The sequence below is a fragment of the Micromonospora craniellae genome, from assembly GCF_014764405.1.
In the GTDB taxonomy this organism is placed as follows: domain Bacteria; phylum Actinomycetota; class Actinomycetes; order Mycobacteriales; family Micromonosporaceae; genus Micromonospora; species Micromonospora craniellae.
Genome location: NZ_CP061725.1, coordinates 6,157,566 through 6,176,545 on the forward strand (window position 1 = coordinate 6,157,566; position 18,980 = coordinate 6,176,545).

At 73.6% G+C, this 18,980-nt stretch carries 19 protein-coding genes; 17 read left to right on the forward strand and 2 right to left on the reverse strand.

Annotated elements, in window-relative coordinates; translation table 11 throughout:
* Window positions 1-14 precede the first annotated feature (14 nt).
* Window positions 15-1,403, reverse strand: a complete 1,389-nt coding sequence (locus ID554_RS27895) for an NAD(P)/FAD-dependent oxidoreductase (protein ID WP_117227782.1) — start codon at window positions 1,401-1,403, stop codon at window positions 15-17.
* Window positions 1,400-2,995, reverse strand: coding sequence for a (2,3-dihydroxybenzoyl)adenylate synthase (locus ID554_RS27900; RefSeq protein ID WP_117227781.1), 1,596 nt, complete (start codon window positions 2,993-2,995; stop codon window positions 1,400-1,402). The genes ID554_RS27895 and ID554_RS27900 overlap by 4 nt, the downstream gene beginning before the upstream one ends.
* A 170-nt stretch (window positions 2,996-3,165) precedes the next feature.
* Here ID554_RS27900 and ID554_RS27905 point away from each other — a divergent pair, with 170 nt between their 5' ends.
* From ID554_RS27905 to ID554_RS27990, 17 genes are all read left to right on the forward strand, one after another.
* Window positions 3,166-3,360, forward strand: a complete 195-nt coding sequence (locus tag ID554_RS27905) for a ferredoxin (RefSeq protein ID WP_117227780.1) — start codon at window positions 3,166-3,168, stop codon at window positions 3,358-3,360.
* A gap of 5 nt (window positions 3,361-3,365) precedes the next feature.
* Complete coding sequence (locus tag ID554_RS27910; protein ID WP_117227882.1) at window positions 3,366-4,517, forward strand: steroid 3-ketoacyl-CoA thiolase; 1,152 nt, start codon at window positions 3,366-3,368, stop codon at window positions 4,515-4,517.
* A 5-nt stretch (window positions 4,518-4,522) separates the two neighbouring features.
* The gene (locus ID554_RS27915; protein WP_117227881.1) at window positions 4,523-5,758 is read left to right on the forward strand and encodes a CaiB/BaiF CoA transferase family protein; all 1,236 of its coding nucleotides are present in this window, start codon (window positions 4,523-4,525) and stop codon (window positions 5,756-5,758) included.
* A 107-nt stretch (window positions 5,759-5,865) separates the two neighbouring features.
* A complete protein-coding gene (fabG, locus tag ID554_RS27920) occupies window positions 5,866-6,606 on the forward strand; it encodes a 3-oxoacyl-[acyl-carrier-protein] reductase (RefSeq protein WP_117227779.1) in 741 nt (246 codons plus the stop codon).
* Complete coding sequence (locus tag ID554_RS32125; protein ID WP_223884302.1) at window positions 6,603-7,664, forward strand: 3-hydroxyacyl-ACP dehydratase FabZ family protein; 1,062 nt, start codon at window positions 6,603-6,605, stop codon at window positions 7,662-7,664. The genes fabG and ID554_RS32125 overlap by 4 nt, the downstream gene beginning before the upstream one ends.
* A 6-nt stretch (window positions 7,665-7,670) precedes the next feature.
* Window positions 7,671-7,925 carry an acyl carrier protein gene (locus ID554_RS27935; RefSeq protein ID WP_117227778.1) on the forward strand — a complete coding sequence of 85 codons (255 nt, stop codon included), beginning with the start codon at window positions 7,671-7,673 and terminating at the stop codon, window positions 7,923-7,925.
* Between the two features lie 2 nt (window positions 7,926-7,927).
* Window positions 7,928-9,133 (forward strand): beta-ketoacyl-[acyl-carrier-protein] synthase family protein, encoded by a 1,206-nt coding sequence (locus ID554_RS27940; RefSeq protein WP_117227777.1) that lies wholly within the window; start codon window positions 7,928-7,930, stop codon window positions 9,131-9,133.
* Window positions 9,130-10,278, forward strand: coding sequence for a beta-ketoacyl synthase N-terminal-like domain-containing protein (locus ID554_RS27945; protein WP_117227776.1), 1,149 nt, complete (start codon window positions 9,130-9,132; stop codon window positions 10,276-10,278). Before ID554_RS27940 ends, ID554_RS27945 begins: the two co-directional genes overlap by 4 nt.
* On the forward strand, window positions 10,256-11,371 hold the full coding sequence (locus ID554_RS27950) for a beta-ketoacyl synthase N-terminal-like domain-containing protein (RefSeq protein ID WP_117227775.1): 1,116 nt from the start codon (window positions 10,256-10,258) through the stop codon (window positions 11,369-11,371). Before ID554_RS27945 ends, ID554_RS27950 begins: the two co-directional genes overlap by 23 nt.
* Window positions 11,368-12,309, forward strand: a complete 942-nt coding sequence (locus ID554_RS27955) for a beta-ketoacyl synthase N-terminal-like domain-containing protein (protein WP_117227774.1) — start codon at window positions 11,368-11,370, stop codon at window positions 12,307-12,309. The genes ID554_RS27950 and ID554_RS27955 overlap by 4 nt, the downstream gene beginning before the upstream one ends.
* A complete protein-coding gene (locus ID554_RS27960) occupies window positions 12,306-13,091 on the forward strand; it encodes an alpha/beta fold hydrolase (protein WP_117227773.1) in 786 nt (261 codons plus the stop codon). Before ID554_RS27955 ends, ID554_RS27960 begins: the two co-directional genes overlap by 4 nt.
* Before the next feature lie 17 nt (window positions 13,092-13,108).
* A complete protein-coding gene (locus tag ID554_RS27965; RefSeq protein WP_117227772.1) occupies window positions 13,109-14,047 on the forward strand; it encodes a thioesterase family protein in 939 nt (312 codons plus the stop codon).
* The gene (locus tag ID554_RS27970; protein WP_117227771.1) at window positions 14,044-14,745 is read left to right on the forward strand and encodes a 2-hydroxychromene-2-carboxylate isomerase; all 702 of its coding nucleotides are present in this window, start codon (window positions 14,044-14,046) and stop codon (window positions 14,743-14,745) included. Before ID554_RS27965 ends, ID554_RS27970 begins: the two co-directional genes overlap by 4 nt.
* Window positions 14,742-15,476, forward strand: a complete 735-nt coding sequence (locus tag ID554_RS27975; RefSeq protein ID WP_117227770.1) for a class II aldolase/adducin family protein — start codon at window positions 14,742-14,744, stop codon at window positions 15,474-15,476. The genes ID554_RS27970 and ID554_RS27975 overlap by 4 nt, the downstream gene beginning before the upstream one ends.
* A 15-nt stretch (window positions 15,477-15,491) precedes the next feature.
* Window positions 15,492-17,045 (forward strand): AMP-binding protein, encoded by a 1,554-nt coding sequence (locus ID554_RS27980; protein WP_117227769.1) that lies wholly within the window; start codon window positions 15,492-15,494, stop codon window positions 17,043-17,045.
* Window positions 17,042-18,334, forward strand: a complete 1,293-nt coding sequence (locus tag ID554_RS27985) for a cytochrome P450 (RefSeq protein WP_117227768.1) — start codon at window positions 17,042-17,044, stop codon at window positions 18,332-18,334. The genes ID554_RS27980 and ID554_RS27985 overlap by 4 nt, the downstream gene beginning before the upstream one ends.
* A gap of 133 nt (window positions 18,335-18,467) precedes the next feature.
* Window positions 18,468-18,974: a hypothetical protein gene (locus ID554_RS27990; RefSeq protein ID WP_117227767.1), complete on the forward strand. Its 507-nt coding sequence runs from the start codon at window positions 18,468-18,470 to the stop codon at window positions 18,972-18,974.
* Window positions 18,975-18,980 lie beyond the last annotated feature (6 nt).

Here is an 18,980-nt window from a genome sequence, read left to right on the forward strand (position 1 = left end):
CAACTGGCCGGGGCTCACACGATGGCGCGTAGCGCGAGCCGGGCCAGGGGCGCCGTCCGGTCGGTACGGTGCTCGTAGTGGTCGGCTCCGGTGGCGACCGCGCTCACACCCCGGACGCCGACGAACCGCAGCGGTTCCGGCTCCCACCGGCGGGACGCGTTGTCCACCCAGCACAGCCGGGTCTCCGGGCGGCTGACCCCGGCCACCAGCGCGGCCAGCGATCGGGCGGCCAGGTTGCTCAGCGCGATGCCCTCGCCGCCGTAGCCGCCCGCGTGCCCGAGCCCGGTGTCCCGGTCGTAGACCACCTCGGGCTCGGTGTGCCGGTGCAGCCCGTACACGCCGTTCCAGCGGTGTGACACCGGCACGTCGGCGAGGTCGGGCAGCAGCTCGCCCAGGGTGCGGCGGAGCCGGTCGTGGGCCCGGCGGTCGGCGGCCCGGCCACGGTCGGTGGCCGACCCGAACCGGTAGTAGGCGCCCCGACCACCGAGCACCAGCCGGTCGTCGAGGGTGCGTTGCAGGTAGCCGAACTGGTAGCGGCCGTCGGCGACGGTCCGGTGGTCGGTCAGGCCCAGCCGCTGCCAGGTCGCGTCGTCCAACGGTTCGGTGGCCAGCACGTACGAGTGCAGCGGCAGCACCCGGCGGGCGTGTCCGGGCAGCCGACCGGTGTAGCCCTCGGTGGCGCAGAGCACCGACCGGGCGCGCACCGTGCCGGAGTCGGTGACCAGCAGGCCCGGGGCGATCCGCAGGGCCCGGGTCCGTTCGGCGACGCGGACCCCGCGACGTTCGACGGCGGCGAGCAGCCCGCGTGCGATGCGGGCCGGCTGCACGGCGGCGCAGTGCGGCGTGTACGCGGTGGCGCGTACCCCGGTCAGTCCGATCTGCTCGGCGGCCGACGGCCCGACGGTGAGCGTGAGGCCGGTGATGCCGAGCTTGTCCCGTACCTCCTGCCAGCCGCGCAGCCGGTCGACCTGCGGCGCGCTGCGGGCGACGTAGAGCGAGCCGCCGTGCCGCCAGTGCGCGTCGATGTCCTCCGCGGCGAACACCCGGCGTAGCTCGTCGAGGGTGCGTTGACCGGCCCGGTACAGCCGCATCGCGGCCATCGGCCCGTGCCGGCGGATCAGGCCGGGCAGCAGCGCCGGCATCTCGGCGGTGCACCAGCCCCCGTTGCGCCCGGAGGCCCCGAACCCGGCCCGGCCGGAGTCGACCACCACGATGGACAGCTCGGGACGGTGCACGCTGAGGTAGTAGGCGGTCCACAGGCCGGTGTAGCCGGCGCCGGCGATCGCCACGTCAGCGGTGGTGTCGCCGTCCAGCGGCGGTCGGGGAGCGAGCTGGTCGGCGGGGAGCCCGTCGAGCCAGAGCACCCGGTCGGCGGTGCCGGTGACCGACGGTGGGCGGGTCACGCCGCCGCCACCTCGCGGGCCAGCGCCCGCCGGTCGATCTTCCCGACCGGCGTGTACGGCAGCGCGGGCGCGATGTGCAGCCGGTCGGGCAGCTTGAAGTCGGCCAGTCCGCGCTCACGGAGGAAGTCGTGCAGGTCCCCGAGGCCGGGCGGGGTGTCCCGGGCGACGATCACCGCGCAGGTCTTCTCGCCGAGGCGGGCATCCGGCACCGGCACCACGGCGGCGGTGCGGACCGCCGGATGCGCGATCAGGTGGGCCTCGACCTCGTCGACGGAGATCTTCTCGCCACCCCGGTTCACCACGTCCTTGATCCGACCGGTCACCACCAGCCGCCCGGCGGCGTCGCGGCGGACCAGGTCACCGGTGCGCAGGAACCCGTCGGCGGTGAAGACCGTGCGGTTGTGCTCGGGCACCGCGTAGTAGCCGCGCAGCGTGCACGGACCTCGGGCGAGCAGTTCGCCGACCTCGCCGTCGGGCACGTCGCGGTCGGCCTCGTCCACCACGCGCAGCTCGTCGGCGGGGCTCAGCGGGGTGCCCTGGCTGGTGGCGGCGGCCTCGTCGCCCTCGTCCGGCCGGGTGAAGCAGAGCACCCCCTCGGCCATCCCGAACCAGTGCGTCAGCGTGGCGCCGGTGGCCGGGCGCACCCGGCGGGCCACCTCCGGGCTGAGCGTGGCGCCACCCACCTCGATGACCAGCTTCGACAGGTCGGCGCCGAAGATCCCGGCCGTCTCCGTCCACACCGGCAGCAGCGCCGGCATCAGCGTGGTCAGCGTGACCTGCTCGGCTGCGACCAGCGGGAACACCTCGTCCGGGGCCGGGCTGGCGGCGAGCACGGCCCGTCCGCCGGCCCGCAGCGCCCCCAGCACCCCGGGGCAGCCGAGCGCGGCGTTGTGCGCCACCGGCAGCGCGGCCAGGTACGCGCCGTGCTCGTCGAAGCACATCGCCTCGGCGGTGGCGCGCAGTTGGAACGCGTAGTCGTCGTGGGTGCGCGGGATCAGCTTGGGCAGCCCGGTGGTGCCGCCGGAGAGGAGGAAGAACGCCACGTCCGACGGGTCGGGTGCGGGCAGGTCCACCGGCTCGGCGTCGACGTCGCGCAGCGCGGTCAACTCCTGCGCCTCACCGGCCACCAGGACGTGCCGGACCGACGGCACCGCCTGACGGACCGCCCGGGCCAGGTCCCGGTGGTCGGTGCCGGCCACCACGTCGGGCACCACGAGCGCCACCGCGTCGGCGTACTCGGCGAGGTAGACCAACTCGGCCCGGCGGTGCGCGGGCAGCGCCAACACCGGCAGCGCGCCGAGGCGAAAAAGCGCCACACACGTCACCACGAAGTCGGGGGTGTTCGGCAGTTGCAAGACCACCCGGTCACCGGGCCCGACGCCGAGCGCGACCAGCCCGGCGGCCAGCCGGTCGGCCCGGGTGTCCAGTTCGCGGTACGTGTGCCGGCCGTGCCGGGTGACCACCGCGATCCGGTCCGGGTCCCGGGCGGACCAGGGTCGCAGCAGGTCACCCAGCACTTCGCCACGCCAGATGCCGTCCCGGCGGTAGCGCTGGGCGAACTCGTCGGGCCAGGGTACGCATCCGGTCAGCATGCTCGGCCTCCAGGACGTGCCATCGGGGAAGCTACCCGCCGCAGCGGACCGCCCGACGCTATGCGACGTTTCTTCTCTCGCGCAAGTGTCTGTTGTTTCTGGTCGGCGAATCCTACATGCGTCATCTATCGTGGGCGTGCCCCGGCAAACCCGAAGCGTGGGAGAAGACGATGTGGATAGTCGTGGACTACGACCGCTGTGACAGCTACGGGGTCTGCGCCGACAGCGCCCCGGAGGTGTTCGAGATCCGGGACGACGACCTGATGTACGTGCTGGCCGAGCAGCCGTCGGCGGAGCAGTTGCCGCAGGTGGAGACGGCGGTACGCGGCTGCCCGAAGCTCGCCCTGTCGTTGCGCGGGGAGTGAGCGTCGTGGCGGAGGCGGTGATCGTCGCGGCGGCGCGTACCCCGATCGGCCGGCGGGACGGGTGGCTGCGCGGGCTCAAGGCGGTCGAGCTGCTGCGTACCGTGCAGCGGGAGGTGCTGGACCGGGCCGGTCTGCCGGCCTCGGCGGTGGACCAGATCATCGGTGGCTGTGTCACCCAGGTCGGCGAGCAGAGTCTCAACGTCACCCGCAACGCCTGGCTGAGCACCGGGCTGGACCCGGAGGTCGCCTGTACCACCGTGGACGTCTCCTGCGGCTCGGCGCAGCAGGCCAACCATCTGATCGCCGCGCTGATCAGCGCCGGGGCGATCGACGTGGGGATCGCCTGCGGAGTGGAGTCGATGTCCCGGGTGCCGGTGGGCACCAACCTCTACCAGGGCCCCGGCCACTACAAGACCGACGACTACCCGTGGGACGACCCGCCGAAGGCACAGTTCGGCGGCGCGGAGCGGATCGCCGCGAAGTACGGCGTCGACCGGGCCGGCGCCGACGCGTACGGGCTGCGGTCGCAGCGGCGCGCGGCGGCGGCCTGGGCGCAGGGACGCTTCGACACCGAGGTGGTCGCGGTGCGTGCCCCCACGCCCGGGGGCGGCACCGTCGAGGTGACCCGGGACCAGGGGCTGCGCGAGAGCACCCCGGACGGGTTGGCCGGGTTGAAACCCACCGTCGAGGGCGGCGTACACACCGCGGGCACCACCTCGCAGATCTCCGACGGCGCGGCGGCGATCCTGTGGATGTCGGCCGAGCGGGCCGCCGCGCTCGGGCTGCGGCCCCGGGCTAGGCTGTTGCACCAGGTGGTGACCGGCTCCGATCCGGCGCTGCTGCTGGAGGGGCCGGTGGTGGCCACCCGCAAGATCCTCGACCGGGCCGGGATGCGGCTGTCCGACATCGATGTCGCCGAGGTCAACGAGGCGTTCGCGGCCGTCGTGCTCGCCTGGATGGCGTCCCACGACGCGGATCCGGAGCGGGTCAACGTCAACGGTGGCGCCATCGCGCTGGGCCACCCGCTGGGCGCCTCCGGCACCCGACTGCTGGTCAGCGCCCTGCACGAGCTGGAACGCACCGACCGGGAACTGGCTCTGGTCACGATGTGCTGCGGCGGGGCGCTGGGCACCGCCTCGATCCTGCAGAGGATGTGATCGCGGTGCACGGGTCCTACCGCGACGCCGGGGACTTCTACCGCGAGGCCCGCGATGACCTGGCCGGCCCGCTGGACGGCATCCGGGTGCTGGACGTGACGAAGGTCTGGTCCGGTCCGCTGACCAGCGCGATCCTCGCGGACATGGGCGCCGACGTGATCCGGGTGGAGTTGCCGCACGGACGCGACGGCGAGGTGCCGCCCCGGATCCCGGGCACCGGCCTGTCCTGGTTCCGACAGACGGTCAACCGCAACAAACGCAGCGCCGGGCTGGACCTGCGGGAGCCGGCCGGGCGGGAGACCTTCCTGCGGCTGGTCAGCACGGCCGACGTGGTGGTGGAGAACTACCGCCCCGGCACGCTCGACGGGTGGGGGGTGGGCTGGGCGCAGTGCCGGGCCGTCCGCCCCGACCTGGTCTTCGTCTCGATCTCCGGCTGGGGCCAGTACGGCGACCGGCGTACCGAGGCGGCCTACGACCCGATCGTGCAGGCGGCCAGCGGTTGGATGTCGCTCAACGGCCCGCCGGGGGCCGGTCCGGTCCGGGCGCCGACGTTCCTCGCCGACGAGCTGGCCGGGCTGCACGGGGCGATCGGCGCGCTGGCCGCTCTCTGGCACCGGGCGCGTACCGGTGAGGGACAGCACGTGGACGTGGCGATGTTCGACGCCATGCTCGCCGGCAGCGCCGGCCTGCACACCCTCGCGGCGGCCGGACGTCCGCCCGACAGGTGGGGCAACCAGACCGACTTCGTGGTGCCGGCCAACGTCTACGACTGCGCCGACGGGCAGGTCTACCTCGCCGTCGCGCTGGACCGGCACTGGCGGGAGTTGGCCGAGGCGATGGGCCGCCCGGAGCTGGCCCGTGCCCCCGGGCTCGGGCGCGCGGCCGACCGGCTGGCCAACCGGGTCGAGGTGGACGCGGCGGTGGCCGGCTGGTGCCGGGGACGGACGGCGGACGCCGTGGTCGCCGAGCTGGTCGGGCGGGGTCTGACCGTCTCCCGGGTACGCACCGTGGCCGAGGTGGCCGCCGATCCGTACCTGGCGCAGCGGGCGATGCTGCAACCCACCGTGCTCAGCGACGGCAGCACCGCCCCGATCGTCGGTCCGGCGGCGAAGTTCTCCCGCACCCCGACGCGGGTGCGGCATGGTGCGCCGGCCCCCGGGCAGCACACCGCGCAGGTGCTCGACGAGCTCGGTCTGGTGCCCGTCGAGGTGGCAAAAAAAACATACGACACCACTTGCTGACCCCGTCGCCGGTGGGTCAGTATGTTGGCGCGGAACAGATACAACATACGCGTCAGTGGAGTGTTGTATCGCGTTCGGTCGGCAGTCGTCCGACAGGGGAGGTTGGCTTGACCACTCAGCTTCGAGCTCTGGTGACCGGCGTCTCGCGGGGAATCGGGCGTGCGACGGCGCTACGGCTCGCCGAACAGGGCTACGCGGTGGCCGGTTGCTACAGCAGCGCCAGTGAGGCGGCGGCCAAGACCCGGGCCGAGGTCGCGGCGTTCGGCGTGCCGGTGTACTTCGCGCCCTGCGACGTGACCGACCTGGCCGCGGTGGAGGCGTTCGTCGGCGCCGCCGAGGAGGCGGTGGGCCCGATCGACTGTCTGGTCAACAACGCCGGCATCACCCGGGACAGCCCCCTGGTGCTCTCCACCGAGGCGGACTGGTCGGCGGTGATCTCGACCAACCTCACCGGCACCTGGAACTTCTGCCGCGCGATGACCTTCCGCTTCATGAAGCGTCGGGCCGGCGTGGTGGTCAACATGTCCTCGGTGGCCGGCGTGTACGGCAACACCGGCCAGACCGCGTACGCCGCCAGCAAGGCCGGCATCATCGGGCTGAGCCGCTCGCTGGCCAAGGAGGTGGCCCGGTACGACATCCGGGTCAACGTGGTCGCCCCGGGCTTCATCGAGACCGACATGACCGACGCGCTCTCCGGCAAGCTGCGCGAGCAGGCCCTCGGACAGATCGCCCTGCGCCGCTTCGGCCGCGCCGAGGACGTCGCCGACCTGGTCGAATTTCTCTGCTCGCCGCGCGCCGGGTACATCACCGGCCAGGTGTTCCAGGTCGACGGGGGGATTACGTTGTGAGCGCCCCCACCGTCACCACCCGCCGCTGCCCGCCCGGCGCCGCACCGCTGGCCGCCGTCGACGACCTCCAGGTCACCGCCGTGGGCGAGCGCGTCGAGGTGATCGCCGCGGTGCCGGTCCGCCCGGACGACCCGAACCTGTGCGGCCACTTCCCCGGCTTCCCGGTCTTCCCGGGCGTGTTCGTCATCGAGGCCCTCGCGCAGGCGGTCGACATCGCGTTGCGGGGCACCGGCCGACCCCGGCTGCGTCTGTGCGCGGTGGAGGCCGTGCGCTTCCTGGCGCCGCTGCTGCCACCGGACCGGTTGACCCTGGACATCGTGGCCACCGCCGACGGGCCCGACCGCTGGGCGGTGGTCGCCTCGGGTCGCCGCGACGACGGCACCGTGACCGTGACGATGCGGGCCCGCTTCGACGGCGCCGACCTCGTCGACGCGACCGGCACCGCGTCCGACCCGTCGGGCTCGCCCACCGTCACCGGGGGAGGGCTGGGGCACCACCAGGTCCGGGCCATCCTGCCGCAGCGTTACCCGCTGCTGCTGGTCGACCGGGTGCGGGGACTCGCGCCCGGCGATCGGATCGAGGCGGTCAAGACGGTCACCGCCACCGAGCCCTGCTACCGGGCCCTGACCGACGACGCGCCGCCCGGCGACTACGCGTACCCGGCGTCGCTGCTGGTGGAGTCGCTCGGGCAGACCGCCGCCCTGCTCTGGCTCGCCGGGTCGGACAGCCCGGTCGGCGACGAGCACGTGCTGATGTTCGTCGGCGCACGGAACTTCTCCTTCGACGGCGTCGCCTACCCCGGCGACGTGCTGCGTCACGTAGTCCACCTGGAACGGGTGATCGCCGACACCGCCTTCGCCACCGGCGAGACGTACGTCGGCGACCGCCGCATCGCCCGCGTCGGGACGCTGATGGCGGCCCGACGCCCGCGTACGGCGCTCACGGCCACGGCCGGCGCCGAGACCGCCACCTCGGGAACCGTCGGCGTCCCCACCAGCCGGGACTCGTCCCGGCCTGGGGTGCCGCCGGCTTCGTCAAACCTCCGCTGGAAAGGCTGACCTGTCATGACGCAGACCGACCCCCGCATGGCCGAACTCCGCGAGATCGTGGCGGAGGTGCTGGAGCTCGAGCCGGAGGAGCTCACCGAGACCGGCGACTTCGCCGAGGACTACGAGGCCGACTCGCTGCGGGCGATCGAGATCCTGGCGCGGATCGACAAGAAGTTCAAGATCGAGATCCCGCAGTCGGAGTTGCCGCAGCTCAACAACCTCAAAGCGGTCTACGACGCGGTGGTGCGTCACTCAGCCGACCAGGCCTGAGCATGAACCGGGTCGTGGTGACCGGGCTCGGCCCGGTGTCCAGCATCGGGATCGGCGTCTCCGCGTTCACCGACGGCCTGCGTGAAGGCCGATCCGGCATCTCACCGATCCGCAGCTTCGACGCCAGCGGCTTCCCCCACCGCAACGCCGGTGAGGTGCCCGGGTTCCGCCCGGAGGCGCTGCTGGATCGGATCGACGTGGCGTGCTGGGGGCGGTCCGCGCAGTTCGCGGCCGCCGCCGCCCGGCTGGCCCTGGCCGACTCCGGTCTCGACCCGGCGGCGGTCGCGCCGGAGCGTGCCGGCGTGGTCGTCGGCACCACCAGCGGCGAGTCGGTGGTGGTCGAGGCGGTAACCGCCCAACAGGTCGAGTCCGGCTTCGGCGGGATGGATCCGGACCTGCTCCGGCAGGTGCCGGCGGGTCGGCTCGCCCACGCGGTGAGCACCGAACTGGACCTGGCGGGGGAGTCGCTGACCCTGGCCACCGCCTGTTCGGCCAGCAACTACGCGATCGGCTACGCGTACGACATGCTGGCCACCGGTGAGGCGGAGGTGATGTTCGCCGGCGGCGCCGACTCGGTCTGCCGCTGGGCCCACGCCGGCTTCTACCGGCTGGGGGCGCTCACCGCCGACGCCTGTTCCCCGTTCGACCGGGACCGCTCCGGCATCCTCACCGGCGAGGGCGGCGCCATCCTGATGTTGGAGACCCTCGACCACGCCCGCGCCCGAGGGGCGCGCGTCTACGCCGAGGTCCTCGGGTACGGCGTCAACTGCGACGCCAACCACCCCGTCGCGCCGGACCGGGGCAGCATCGCCGCCTGCATGCGTGCCGCCCACCGCAACGCCTCGGTCAAGCCGGCCGACGTGGACTACATCTGCGCCCACGGCACCGGCACCCCGGCCAACGACTCGGTGGAGGCCCAGGCCATCTTTGACGTCTTCGGTGACCGGGTGCCCCCGGTCAGCTCGATCAAGTCGATGATGGGGCACACCATGGGCGCGGCGAGCGGCTTCGGCGCGATCGCCGGGACCCTCGCCATCGCGCACGGGTTCCTGCCGCCGACGATCAACTGGGCCAATCCGGATCCGGCCCTGTCCGGGCTGGACCCGGTGCCGAACACCGCCCGGCAGGCGCGTGTCCGGGTGGTGCAGAACAACGGGTTCGCCTTCGGCGGCAACAACGCCATCGTCCTGATCGGAGCCGTCGAATGAGCGGAGTCGTGATCACCGGATGGAGCACGGTCAGCCCGGCCGGGGTGGGCCGTACCGCGCTGGCCGAGCGACTGGCTGCGGTCGCGCCGGGCGTCCGCGCCGGCGCATCGGGCCCGGTCGAACCGCCCCGGGCCGAGCCGGTCGACGTGGCCGCGCTGAGCGACGAGCCGCTGCCCACGCCGACCGGACACGCGCTGGTCGACTTCGACGTCCGCAGCCACCTGGGCCGCAAGGGCACCAGCTTCTACGACCGGGCCACCGCGCTGTCGGTGGTGGCCTGCGGCGACGCGCTGCGCGACGCGGGTGTCGACCTGGACGACACCAACCGCGCCCGGCTCGGCCTGGTGCTGGGCACCTCGCTGGGCAGCTTCCGCTCCACCAGCGACTACACCCGGGAGACGCTGGTCCAGGACAAGCCGTACCTGGTCAACCCGGTGCTGTTTCCCAACACCGTGATGAACTGCGCGGCCGGTCAGGCCGCGATCCGGCACGGCCTGCGCGGGGTCAACGCCACGGTGGCGACCGGCTCGCTGGCCTTCCTCGACGCGCTGCGCTACGGCAGCAACGCCATCGCCCGGGGCTACGTCGACGCGATGCTGGTCGGCGCGGTGGAGGAGTTCAGCCCGCACCGGGCCTGGACCACCTGGCTGACCGGGCGCCCCGACCAGCCGGTGCCGACCGGGGAGGCCGCCGTGGTCTTCGTGCTCACCCGTGCCGAACAGCCCGCCTGGGCCGGCGTACGCCGGGAGGCGGAGGTGCTCGCGCTGGCCACCGCGTACGGCCCGGGTGGCGGTCCGGCCGCCGACCGTGCGCTGACCGGATGCGTCGTGCGGGCGGTCCGCCGGGCCGGCGTCGATCCGGCCGAGGTGGACTGCGTCCTGACCGGCGAGACCGGCGAGGACGACACCGACGAGTTCGACCCCGCCTGCGCGGCGCTCGGCCAGGTGCCGACCCGGATCCGGGCCAGCCGGTTGTTCGGGCGCTGCGACGCCGCCACCGGCGGACTCGCGCTGGCCACCTTCCTCGCCTCGGCGCCGGCCGGCGACACGCCGCGACTGGCGCTGATCACCTCGCGCAGCCCGGAAGGCGGCACCGCTGCCGCCATCGTCAGGGGGTGGCCGGGTGCCGGCGCGTCTGACCGCTAGCGAGCTGCGCACCTGCCTCGGCGACGGGGACCGGACCTTCGCCGGCCTGCTGGCCGGGGCCAGCGGGATCGGTCCGCTGCGGCACGGCGACCCGACCGCCCTCAACGTCGCCCACGGCTACCACATCGACGACGGCGCGGACCGGGCCTTCGCGGCCAGCCGCTGGGTGGCCGACTGCGCCGCCCGGGCGGTCGCCGCCGGTGGGTTGGACCCCCGGCGTCGCCGCGTGATCGCCCTGGTCGGCACCGGCCTGCGGGAGTTGGCGGCGGTGGAGGCGTACGCCACCGGCGGTGACGCGTTCGGCGCCCACCGGCTGCACTTCGGCGACGCGGTGCACGCGGCCGTACCCGGCCTGCGGGAGGTGGTGACCGTCAGCAACGCGTGCAGCGCCGGCGGACACGTCCTGGCCCTCGCCGAGGACCTGCTCATGCTCGCCGACGCCGACGCCGTGCTGGTCTGCGGCGTCGACGCGACCACCGAGTCGATGCTGGCGATGATCGGCCGGGTCGTCGACCATCCCACCGAGGCGGTCCGGCCGTTCGACGCCGACCGGCAGGGTGTGCTGCTCGGCGACGGTGCCGCCGCGGCGGTGCTGGTACCCGACGACGACACCCGTCCCGCCCTGGCCCGGGTCGTGGCCACCGGCCTGTCCTGCGACGCCCACCACGAGACCGCCCCGTCGGTGGCCGGGATCACCCGGGCGATGCGGGACGCGCTGGCCCGCGCCGGCCGGGAACCGGCCGAGGTCGACCTGGTCGTGGCACACGGCACCGGCACCGCGCTCAACGACCCCGCCGAGTGTGAGGCGCTGCGCCAGGTGCTGGTGGCCGGCGGAGCGGACCCGCTGGTGACCGCCGTGAAGGGCGCCACCGGGCACACCTCCGGGGCGGCCGCGCTGGTCAACCTCGACGTGGCACGGCGCTGCCTGAGCCAGCGCCGGGTGCCGCCGGTGGTGGGGCTTCGCCAGCCGCTGCCCGAGGGCACCGGACTGCGGTTCCCCACCGTGGCGACCGGGCACACGGCCCGGCTGGTCCAGTCCGACGCGTTCGGCTTCGGCGGCGTCAACGCCGTCACCCTGGTGGAGGCCCCGTGACCAGCCCACTGACCGCCCCCGGCCCGACCCGGTCCACGGGCACCACCGCCCCGGTGACGGTGCGGGTGGCCGGGTGGAGCCTGCACCTGCCCGAGGCGGACGGTCTCGCCGCCGACCTGGCCGCGTGGTCCGACACGTCGGCGTCGCGGCTGACCGCCACCTTGGCCGACGCGGTGCCCGCCGACCGCGCCCACCAGGTGCTCGGCCGCAAGGGCCTGTTGTACAAGGAACCCGCCACCCGGCTCGCGCTCTGCGCGGTGCATCGCGCGCTCGGCCTGCCGCCCGGCCGCCACCTGCCCGACGGCGTCGACCCCCGGACCGCGGTGGTGGTCGCCGGCAACCTCGGCAACGTCGCCACCGTCGCCGACCTGGCCCGCACCGTGCACGCTGAGGGCGGTCGCGCGGTCAGCCCGCTGGCCGCCCCGAACGCGTCCAGCAACGTGGTGGCCAGCACCGTGGCGCTCTGGTTCGGTCTCGGCGCGGCGAACCTGATGGTCTGCTCCGGCGCCACCGCCGGCCTGGACGCGGTCCGCGCGGCGATGCTGCTGCTGCGCGCCGGACGGGCCGATCGGGTGCTGGTGGTGGGCGCCGAACCGGCCGACGAGGTGGCCACTGAACTGCACCAGGCGGGTCGCCCGGCTTTCCCGCTGCGCGCCGGTGCCGCCTGCCTGGTGCTCACCACCACCGCCGTACCCGGCACGGGACCCGTGCTCGGGCCGTCCGACGGGCGGGCCGCGTACCGCCGGATCGGGCCGGGCGGCTTCGACCCGGCGGCCCGCTGGGGGGACTGCTACGGTGCGGCCGGCGTGGTGAACCTGGCGCTGGCCGCGACGCTGCTGGACGCCGGACTGCCCGGCCCGGTCGCGGTCGCCTGCGGCGACGACACCGACGGTCGGCGCGAACTGCTCCTCGACGCCGCCCCCGGAGCTGGACGATGATCACGGCCCCGACGGTGCACGAGCTGACCCCCGGAGCGCCCGGGGGAGACCTGGTGGTGCTCGCCCACGGCCTGGAGGACTCCTGGGAGTCGTGGCGTCCCCTCGCCCGGGCCTTCGACCCCCGCTGGCACGTGGTCGCCCTGGACCTGCCGTGGCGGGCCGGCAACGACTACCGGTGGCGTCGCCAGGGCAGCCCGGCGCAGTGGCTGGCCGCCGGGCTGGCCGGGCTGCCCCGACCGGCGGACACCGTCGTCGCGCACTCCTTCGGCGCGAACGCGACGCTGGAGCTGCTGGCCGGCGGCCAGCCGGCGGCCCGCGCGACGGTGCTGATCTGCCCGCTGTACTGCCCGCCCGAGCAGCCGATCACCTGGCAGGTCTTCGACCGGGCACGGCGTACCTTCGACCGGCACGTCCGCGACGGGCTGCGGCTGCGCGTCGGCGCGCGGCTGCGCAAGCTGGACGCCGCGTTGCTGGACGCGATGTTCGCCAAGGCCATCGACCGGATCGGGCCGGCCGGCTTCCTCACCGTCTTCGACCAGTTCGTCAGCAGCGGCGGGCTGGCGCTGACCACGGTGGACATCCCGACGTTGATCCTCGCCGGCGGGGCCGACCCGACCCTGTCCCCGGCCGCCGCCGCCACGCTGGGCCGGGACATGCCCCGGGCCACCCTGCTGGTGCACGAGCACTACGACCACTTCTGCCACGTCCGCCACGCCGACGAGGTCGCGGAGCAGGCCGCCCGGTTCGTCGGTGAGGCGAACCGGGTGACGGTACGTCCCTGACGACAGGAGCAGCCACCATGACCAGTGCGCCCACCGCCCCGCTGACCGTCCTGGTCGGGCGGCCCCGGTACGAGGGGGCCAACATCCGCACCTGGATCGGTTTCAAGCACTTCATCTACCTCGTCGAGGAGGCGGTGCTGCAGTGGCTGCGGGACCGTGGCCCCGGTGCCCGCGACCTCTTCCACTCCCACGGCCTGGGCGTCGAGATCGTCGACTGCTCGGTGCAGTTGCCGGCGGTCCTGGAGGTCGACGACGAGGTGCGGGTGGAGGTGGACGGGGAGTCCGCCGGTCGGCTGACGGTGCGGATGACGGTGTTCCGCGACGGCCGCGAGCAGGTGGTGCTGCGCGGCAAGGTCCGGGTGGCGCTGGTCGTGGAGCCCGCCGCCACCACCTCCGCGCCCGCCCCCGCGCACCTGGCGGACCTGGTGGTGCCCACCCTCGGCGCCGCCGCGACGGTGGCCCGCCCCGACCACCGGCCGATCCGCCCCGGCGAGACCGTCGCGGACGTGCTCACCCCGGTCGGATCCCGGTCCTTTCTGTGGACCTGGCGGGCGCCCTACTTCTACTGCCACTTCTCCGACCGGGTGCAGCACTCCGGCTACGTCCGCGCGCTGGAGGAGGTGGTGGACCGGTTCCTGGCCGCCCGGGGCATCTCGGTGGGCCGGCTGGTCCGTGAGCGCTCCTGGATCCCGGTGGTCTCCCGGGCCCGGGTCCGGATGGTCGAGGCGGCGCGGATGGAGGAGGACGTGCACACCGTCCTGACCGTCACCGACGTGCTGCGCGGGGTCATGTTCGACGCGCGGATGGACTGCTACGTCCGGCGCGGCGAGCGGCTCGTGCACACCGCCACCGCGAGCATCCTGCACGGGTACGCGATCAGCGCCGGCCCGCAGGCCGGCGAGCTGGCCGAGTTCGACGACGAGGTGTTGCGTGCGCTCGCCGGTGGTGTGGCATGAAGCGACGGCCCCGGCTGTACTTCTCCTTCCGCAGCCCGTACAGCTGGCTGGCGGTGCACCGGCTGCGCACCGAGGTGCCGGACCTGTTCGCCCACGTCGACTGGTACCCGTACTGGGACCCGGACGAGAAGACCAACGCGGCACTGGCCGAGCGGGGCGCCGAGCTGCACTACGTGCAGATGAGTCGGGCCAAGCACCGCTACCTGCTGGTGGACACCAAGCGGCTGGCGCAGCGCGCCGGTCTGCCGATGGCCTGGCCGATCGACGTGGACCCGTGGTGGGACCTGCCGCACCTGGCCTGGCTGCTGGCCCGCCGCGCCGGTCGGGCGGTGCCCTTCTACGACGCGCTGGTGGCGGCCCGCTGGGAGCGTGGCGAGGACATCTGCACCCCGGAGGTCATCGCCCGGGCCGCCGCCGAGGCGGGCATCGACCCGGTGGCCGCACAGAGCGCCCCGCAGGACGAGACGCTGCGCGCGGAGGGGGTCGACTGCCTGGCCGCCGCGTACGACGACGACATCTTCGGCATCCCGTACCTGCGCTTCGGCCGGCACCGCTTCTGGGGTCTGGACCGGGTGGACCACTTCCTGGCCGCGTGGCGACCGGAGACCGCGCCCACGGCGGACCCGAGTCCCGCCGTACCGGCGGCGGTGCTGGCGGGTGCCGCCTTCGACACCGACACCGCGGGAGGTTGCGGATGACCGGACGTACGCCGGCCGAGGAGCGTCTGCGTCGGCAGCGGCAACTGGCGGCGACCTGTCGGCTCTTCGCCCGGTACGGGTTCGACGAGGGAGCCGGGGGCCACGTCACGGCCCGCGACCCGGAGGACCCGGACCGGTTCTGGATCAACCCGTTCGGCATGCACTTCGGACACGTCCGGGTCAGCGACCTGCTGCTGGTGGACGCGGGCGGGGAGGTGCTGGAGGGCACCGGGCGGATCAACCCGGCCGGGTACGTCATCCACTCGCACGTGCACGCCGCGCGTCCCGACGTGGTCGCCGCCGCGCACACCCACTCCACCCACGGGCGGGCCTGGTCGGCGCTGGGCCGTCCGCTGGACCCGATCACCCAGGACGCCTGCGCCTTCTACCAGGACCACACCGTGTTCGCCGACTACACCGGGGTGGTGCTCGCCGACGAGGAGGGCAAGCGGATCGCCGACGCCCTCGGCGACACCAAGGCGGTGGTGCTGCGCAACCACGGCCTGCTGACCGTCGGCGGTTCGGTGGCGGAGGCGGCCTGGTGGTTCATCGCCATGGACCGCAGCGCCCAGGTGCAGCTGCTGGCCGAGGCGGCGGGCCGGCCGATCCTGATCGGCCCGGACGAGGCCGCCGAGACCCGGCGCGTCATCGGCACCCCGGGGATCGCCCGGCTGAACTTCCGGCCGCTGTACGCCGACATCGTGCGGGCCCAGCCGGACCTGCTGGACTGAGCCGGAGGGAACGGGATGGCCGTACTGCTGAGGGACCTGGCCGGGGCCTCCGGTGCGCCGGCACTGTCCGACGCCGACGGTGAGCTCGACTGGACCGACCTCGACGCGCGGGTCAACCGGTGGATCCGGTTGCTGCGCGCCGAGGGGCTGCGGGTCGGCGACACCATGGCGGTGGTCTGCGGCAACCGGCGGGAGACGTTCGAGGCGCTGCTCGCCGCCCTGCACACCGGGGTGACGGTGGTACCGGTCAACTGGCACCTGACCGCGCCGGAGATCGCGTACCTGCTGGCGGACTCGGAGAGCCGGCTGGTGCTGACCGAGCCGGCCTACGCGCCGGTGGTCGACGAGGCGGTGCGGACCGCCGTGGTGCGGGTGCGGCAGCTCGTGACGGGGGAGCGTGACGTCGGCGACGCGGTCGCGGTCGAGCCGCTGCTGTCCGGTCTGCCCGCCGACGAGCCGCCGGAGCAGGTCTGCGGTTCCACCATGCTCTACACCTCGGGCACCACCGGAGCGCCCAAGGGCGTACGCAACGGGCTGTTCCGCACCGGCGCGCCGTTCGGGCGGGTGGAACGGCTGCTGGCGTACGCCGGGCACGTCCTGTCCGTGCCGGCGCGGGGCGCGGTGCTGCTGGTCGGTCCGTGGTACCACTCCGCGCAGCTGTTCTTCGCGCTGTTGCCGCTGCTGCGCGGCAGCCGGCTGGTGCTGCACGAGCGTTTCGATCCGCAGGTGTTCCTGGCTGCGGTGGCCGCGCACCGGATCACCGCCTGCCACCTGGTGCCGACCCAGTTCGTGCGGCTGCTGCGGCTGGACGACGCCGTCCGGGCCGCCGCCGACGTGCGGAGCCTGCGGGTGGTGTGGCACGGCGGTGGGCCCTGCCCGGTCGAGGTGAAACGACAGATGATCGAGTGGTGGGGACCGGTGGTGGTCGAGTACTACGCGGCCACCGAGGCGGGGGTGGTCACGCTGATCGGGGCCGAGGACTGGCTGCGGCGGCCGGGCAGTGTCGGTCGGGCGGTACCCCCCAACGAGGTGGTCATCGTCGATCCGGACGGCGCGGCGCTGCCGCCCGGCCGGCCGGGTCGGGTCTTCGTGCGCCGGGCCGGGAAGACGTTCGAATACCACAACGCCCCGGAGAAGACCCGCGACGCGCATCTGGGTCCGGGTGTCTTCACTTACGGCGAGACCGGCCATCTGGACGAGGAGGGTTACCTCTATCTGACCGGACGGGCCCGTGACCTGATCATCTCCGGCGGGGTGAACATCTACCCGGTTGAGGTGCAGGCGGTCCTGCAGGAGCACCCGGCGGTGCGGGACGTGGCGGTGACCGGGGAACCCGACGACGAGTACGGCGAGCGGGTGGTGGCCGTCGTCGAGCTCGATCCGCACCGGCTCGACCCGGCCGCCGCCCCGCAGGTGCTGGAGGCGTTCTGCCGGCGCTCGCTGGCCGGGTTCAAGGTGCCGCGACGGTGGCGGTTCGTCGCCGAGCTGCCGCGTGACGGCACCGGCAAGCTCCGTCACGACGTGCTGCGCGAGCTGCTGCGTCCGCAGACCACGGTGGGGCGTTCGTGAGCCCGGTGGCGCAGCGTCCGGACGTGGCGCACCCGGCCACGTACGGCGCGGGGGTGCCGCACGTCGAGTTCGCCCGGATGCGCCGCGAGGCGCCGGTGTCCTGGGTGCCCGAGCCGGCGCTGTGGCGACGGGGCGGCGGCGGCCGGATGCTCAGCCAGGGATCGGGCTTCTGGGCGGCCACCAGTCACGAGGCGGTGGTCGCCGCGTCCCGGCAGCCGGAGTTGTTCTCCTCCGGGCGCAAGGGCGCGTTCCTGCCCGATCCGCGTACCTCCGCCGACCTGGAGCAGGCCCGGCAGCTACTGGTCAACATGGACGCCCCGCAGCACTCGCGGATCCGCCGGCTGGTGACCTCGGTGTTCACCCCACGGGCGGTCCGGGAGCTGCACGACAGCGTCGCCGCCCACGCCCACGAACTGGTGCGGCGGGCGGTCCGGCTGGAGGAGTGCGACGTGGTCGCCGATCTCGCCGCCGAACTGCCCCTGCTGGTCCTCGCCGACCTGCTCGGGCTGCCCCGCGAGGACCGGCATCTGCTCTACCGGTGGAGCAACAACCTGGTCGGCTTCGACGACCCGGAGTACGGCGGCGGCGACGTGGAGGCGTACCGCACGACCTTCGTGGAGGCGTTCCAGTACGCGCTCACCGTGGCCGGAGAGCGTCGTCGCTCACCCCGGGACGACCTGATGACCCTGTTGGCGACGAGCGAGGTGGACGGCCGTCGCCTGACCGACCGTGAGTTCTGTAGCTTCTGGCTGTTGCTCGTGGTGGCCGGCAACGAGACGACCCGACACCTCATCTCCGGTGGCGTGTCGGCGTTGCTGGCCGAGCCGGCTCAGCGGGACCGGCTGGCGGGCGACATGTCGCTGTTGCCCACGGCGACGGAGGAGCTGTTGCGGTGGGTGACTCCGATCATGCAATTCCGGCGTACCGCCACTGAGGACACCGAGTTGTGCGGCCAGGCCGTCGCCGAGGGCGACAAGGTGGTGCTGTGGTACGTCTCGGCCAACCGCGACGGCGCCGTCTTCGCAGACCCGGACGTGCTGCGTCTGGACCGGAATCCGAACCCGCACCTGTCGTTCGGCATGGGGCCGCATTTCTGTCTGGGGGCGCACCTGGCGAGGCTGGAGGCGCAGGCGATGCTGCGGGAACTGGTGCCGCATCTGGCTCGCTTCGAGGTGACCGGACCGGTCGTACGGTTGGAAAGCAACTTCGTGAACGGGCTCAAGTCATTGCCCGGGCGCTTCAATCCGGACCGCGCCGCGGGACCTGACGGAGCGTGGAGCAGTTGTTAACTACCGACGGTGATATCGTCATATGCCGGGTCGCTTCTGTGAGTAGGACGCTCAATCCGCTAATCTGGTGTGAAGCGTTCAACCACCACACCGCCGGAGTGCAGTGTGATGTGACGAACAGCGGAGGGTGGCGATGAGTGACTACACAATCACGATCCGGGCCGAGGGCGCCGACACGGAAACCGTTATCTGTGTCGACATCGACGATTCCACGCCGCGCGTGGTCGAACTCGTGATGCGCGCCGGCAGCGGCATCTCGGCGCCGACACTTCCCTCCTTCGACCTGAATCTCTTACTCCGCGCGTTGTTCCCGTCCGGCGACGCGCCGGTGACTCCCGCTTCCGCCGTCGAGTCGCCCACCGAGGTCTCCGCCACCGAGCAGTCCTTCACCCCGGCCACCGGCAACCGGTCCGTGCGCTCCGGCGCCAACCGCTCCGGCTCCGGCACGGCGCGACGCCGGACCGAGGCCGCGGTGCCCAAGGGCCGCGTCTACCGGCGCATGCCGGAGGACGTCGTCGAGGTCTTCAACCGCACCGGCACGGTCACGGCGGTGGCCGAGCACTACGGTGTGCCCCGGCACACCGCGCAGGGCTGGATCGGTCGGCTGCGTCGCCGGGGCGGCTTCTCCGCCGCCTCCTGACACGTC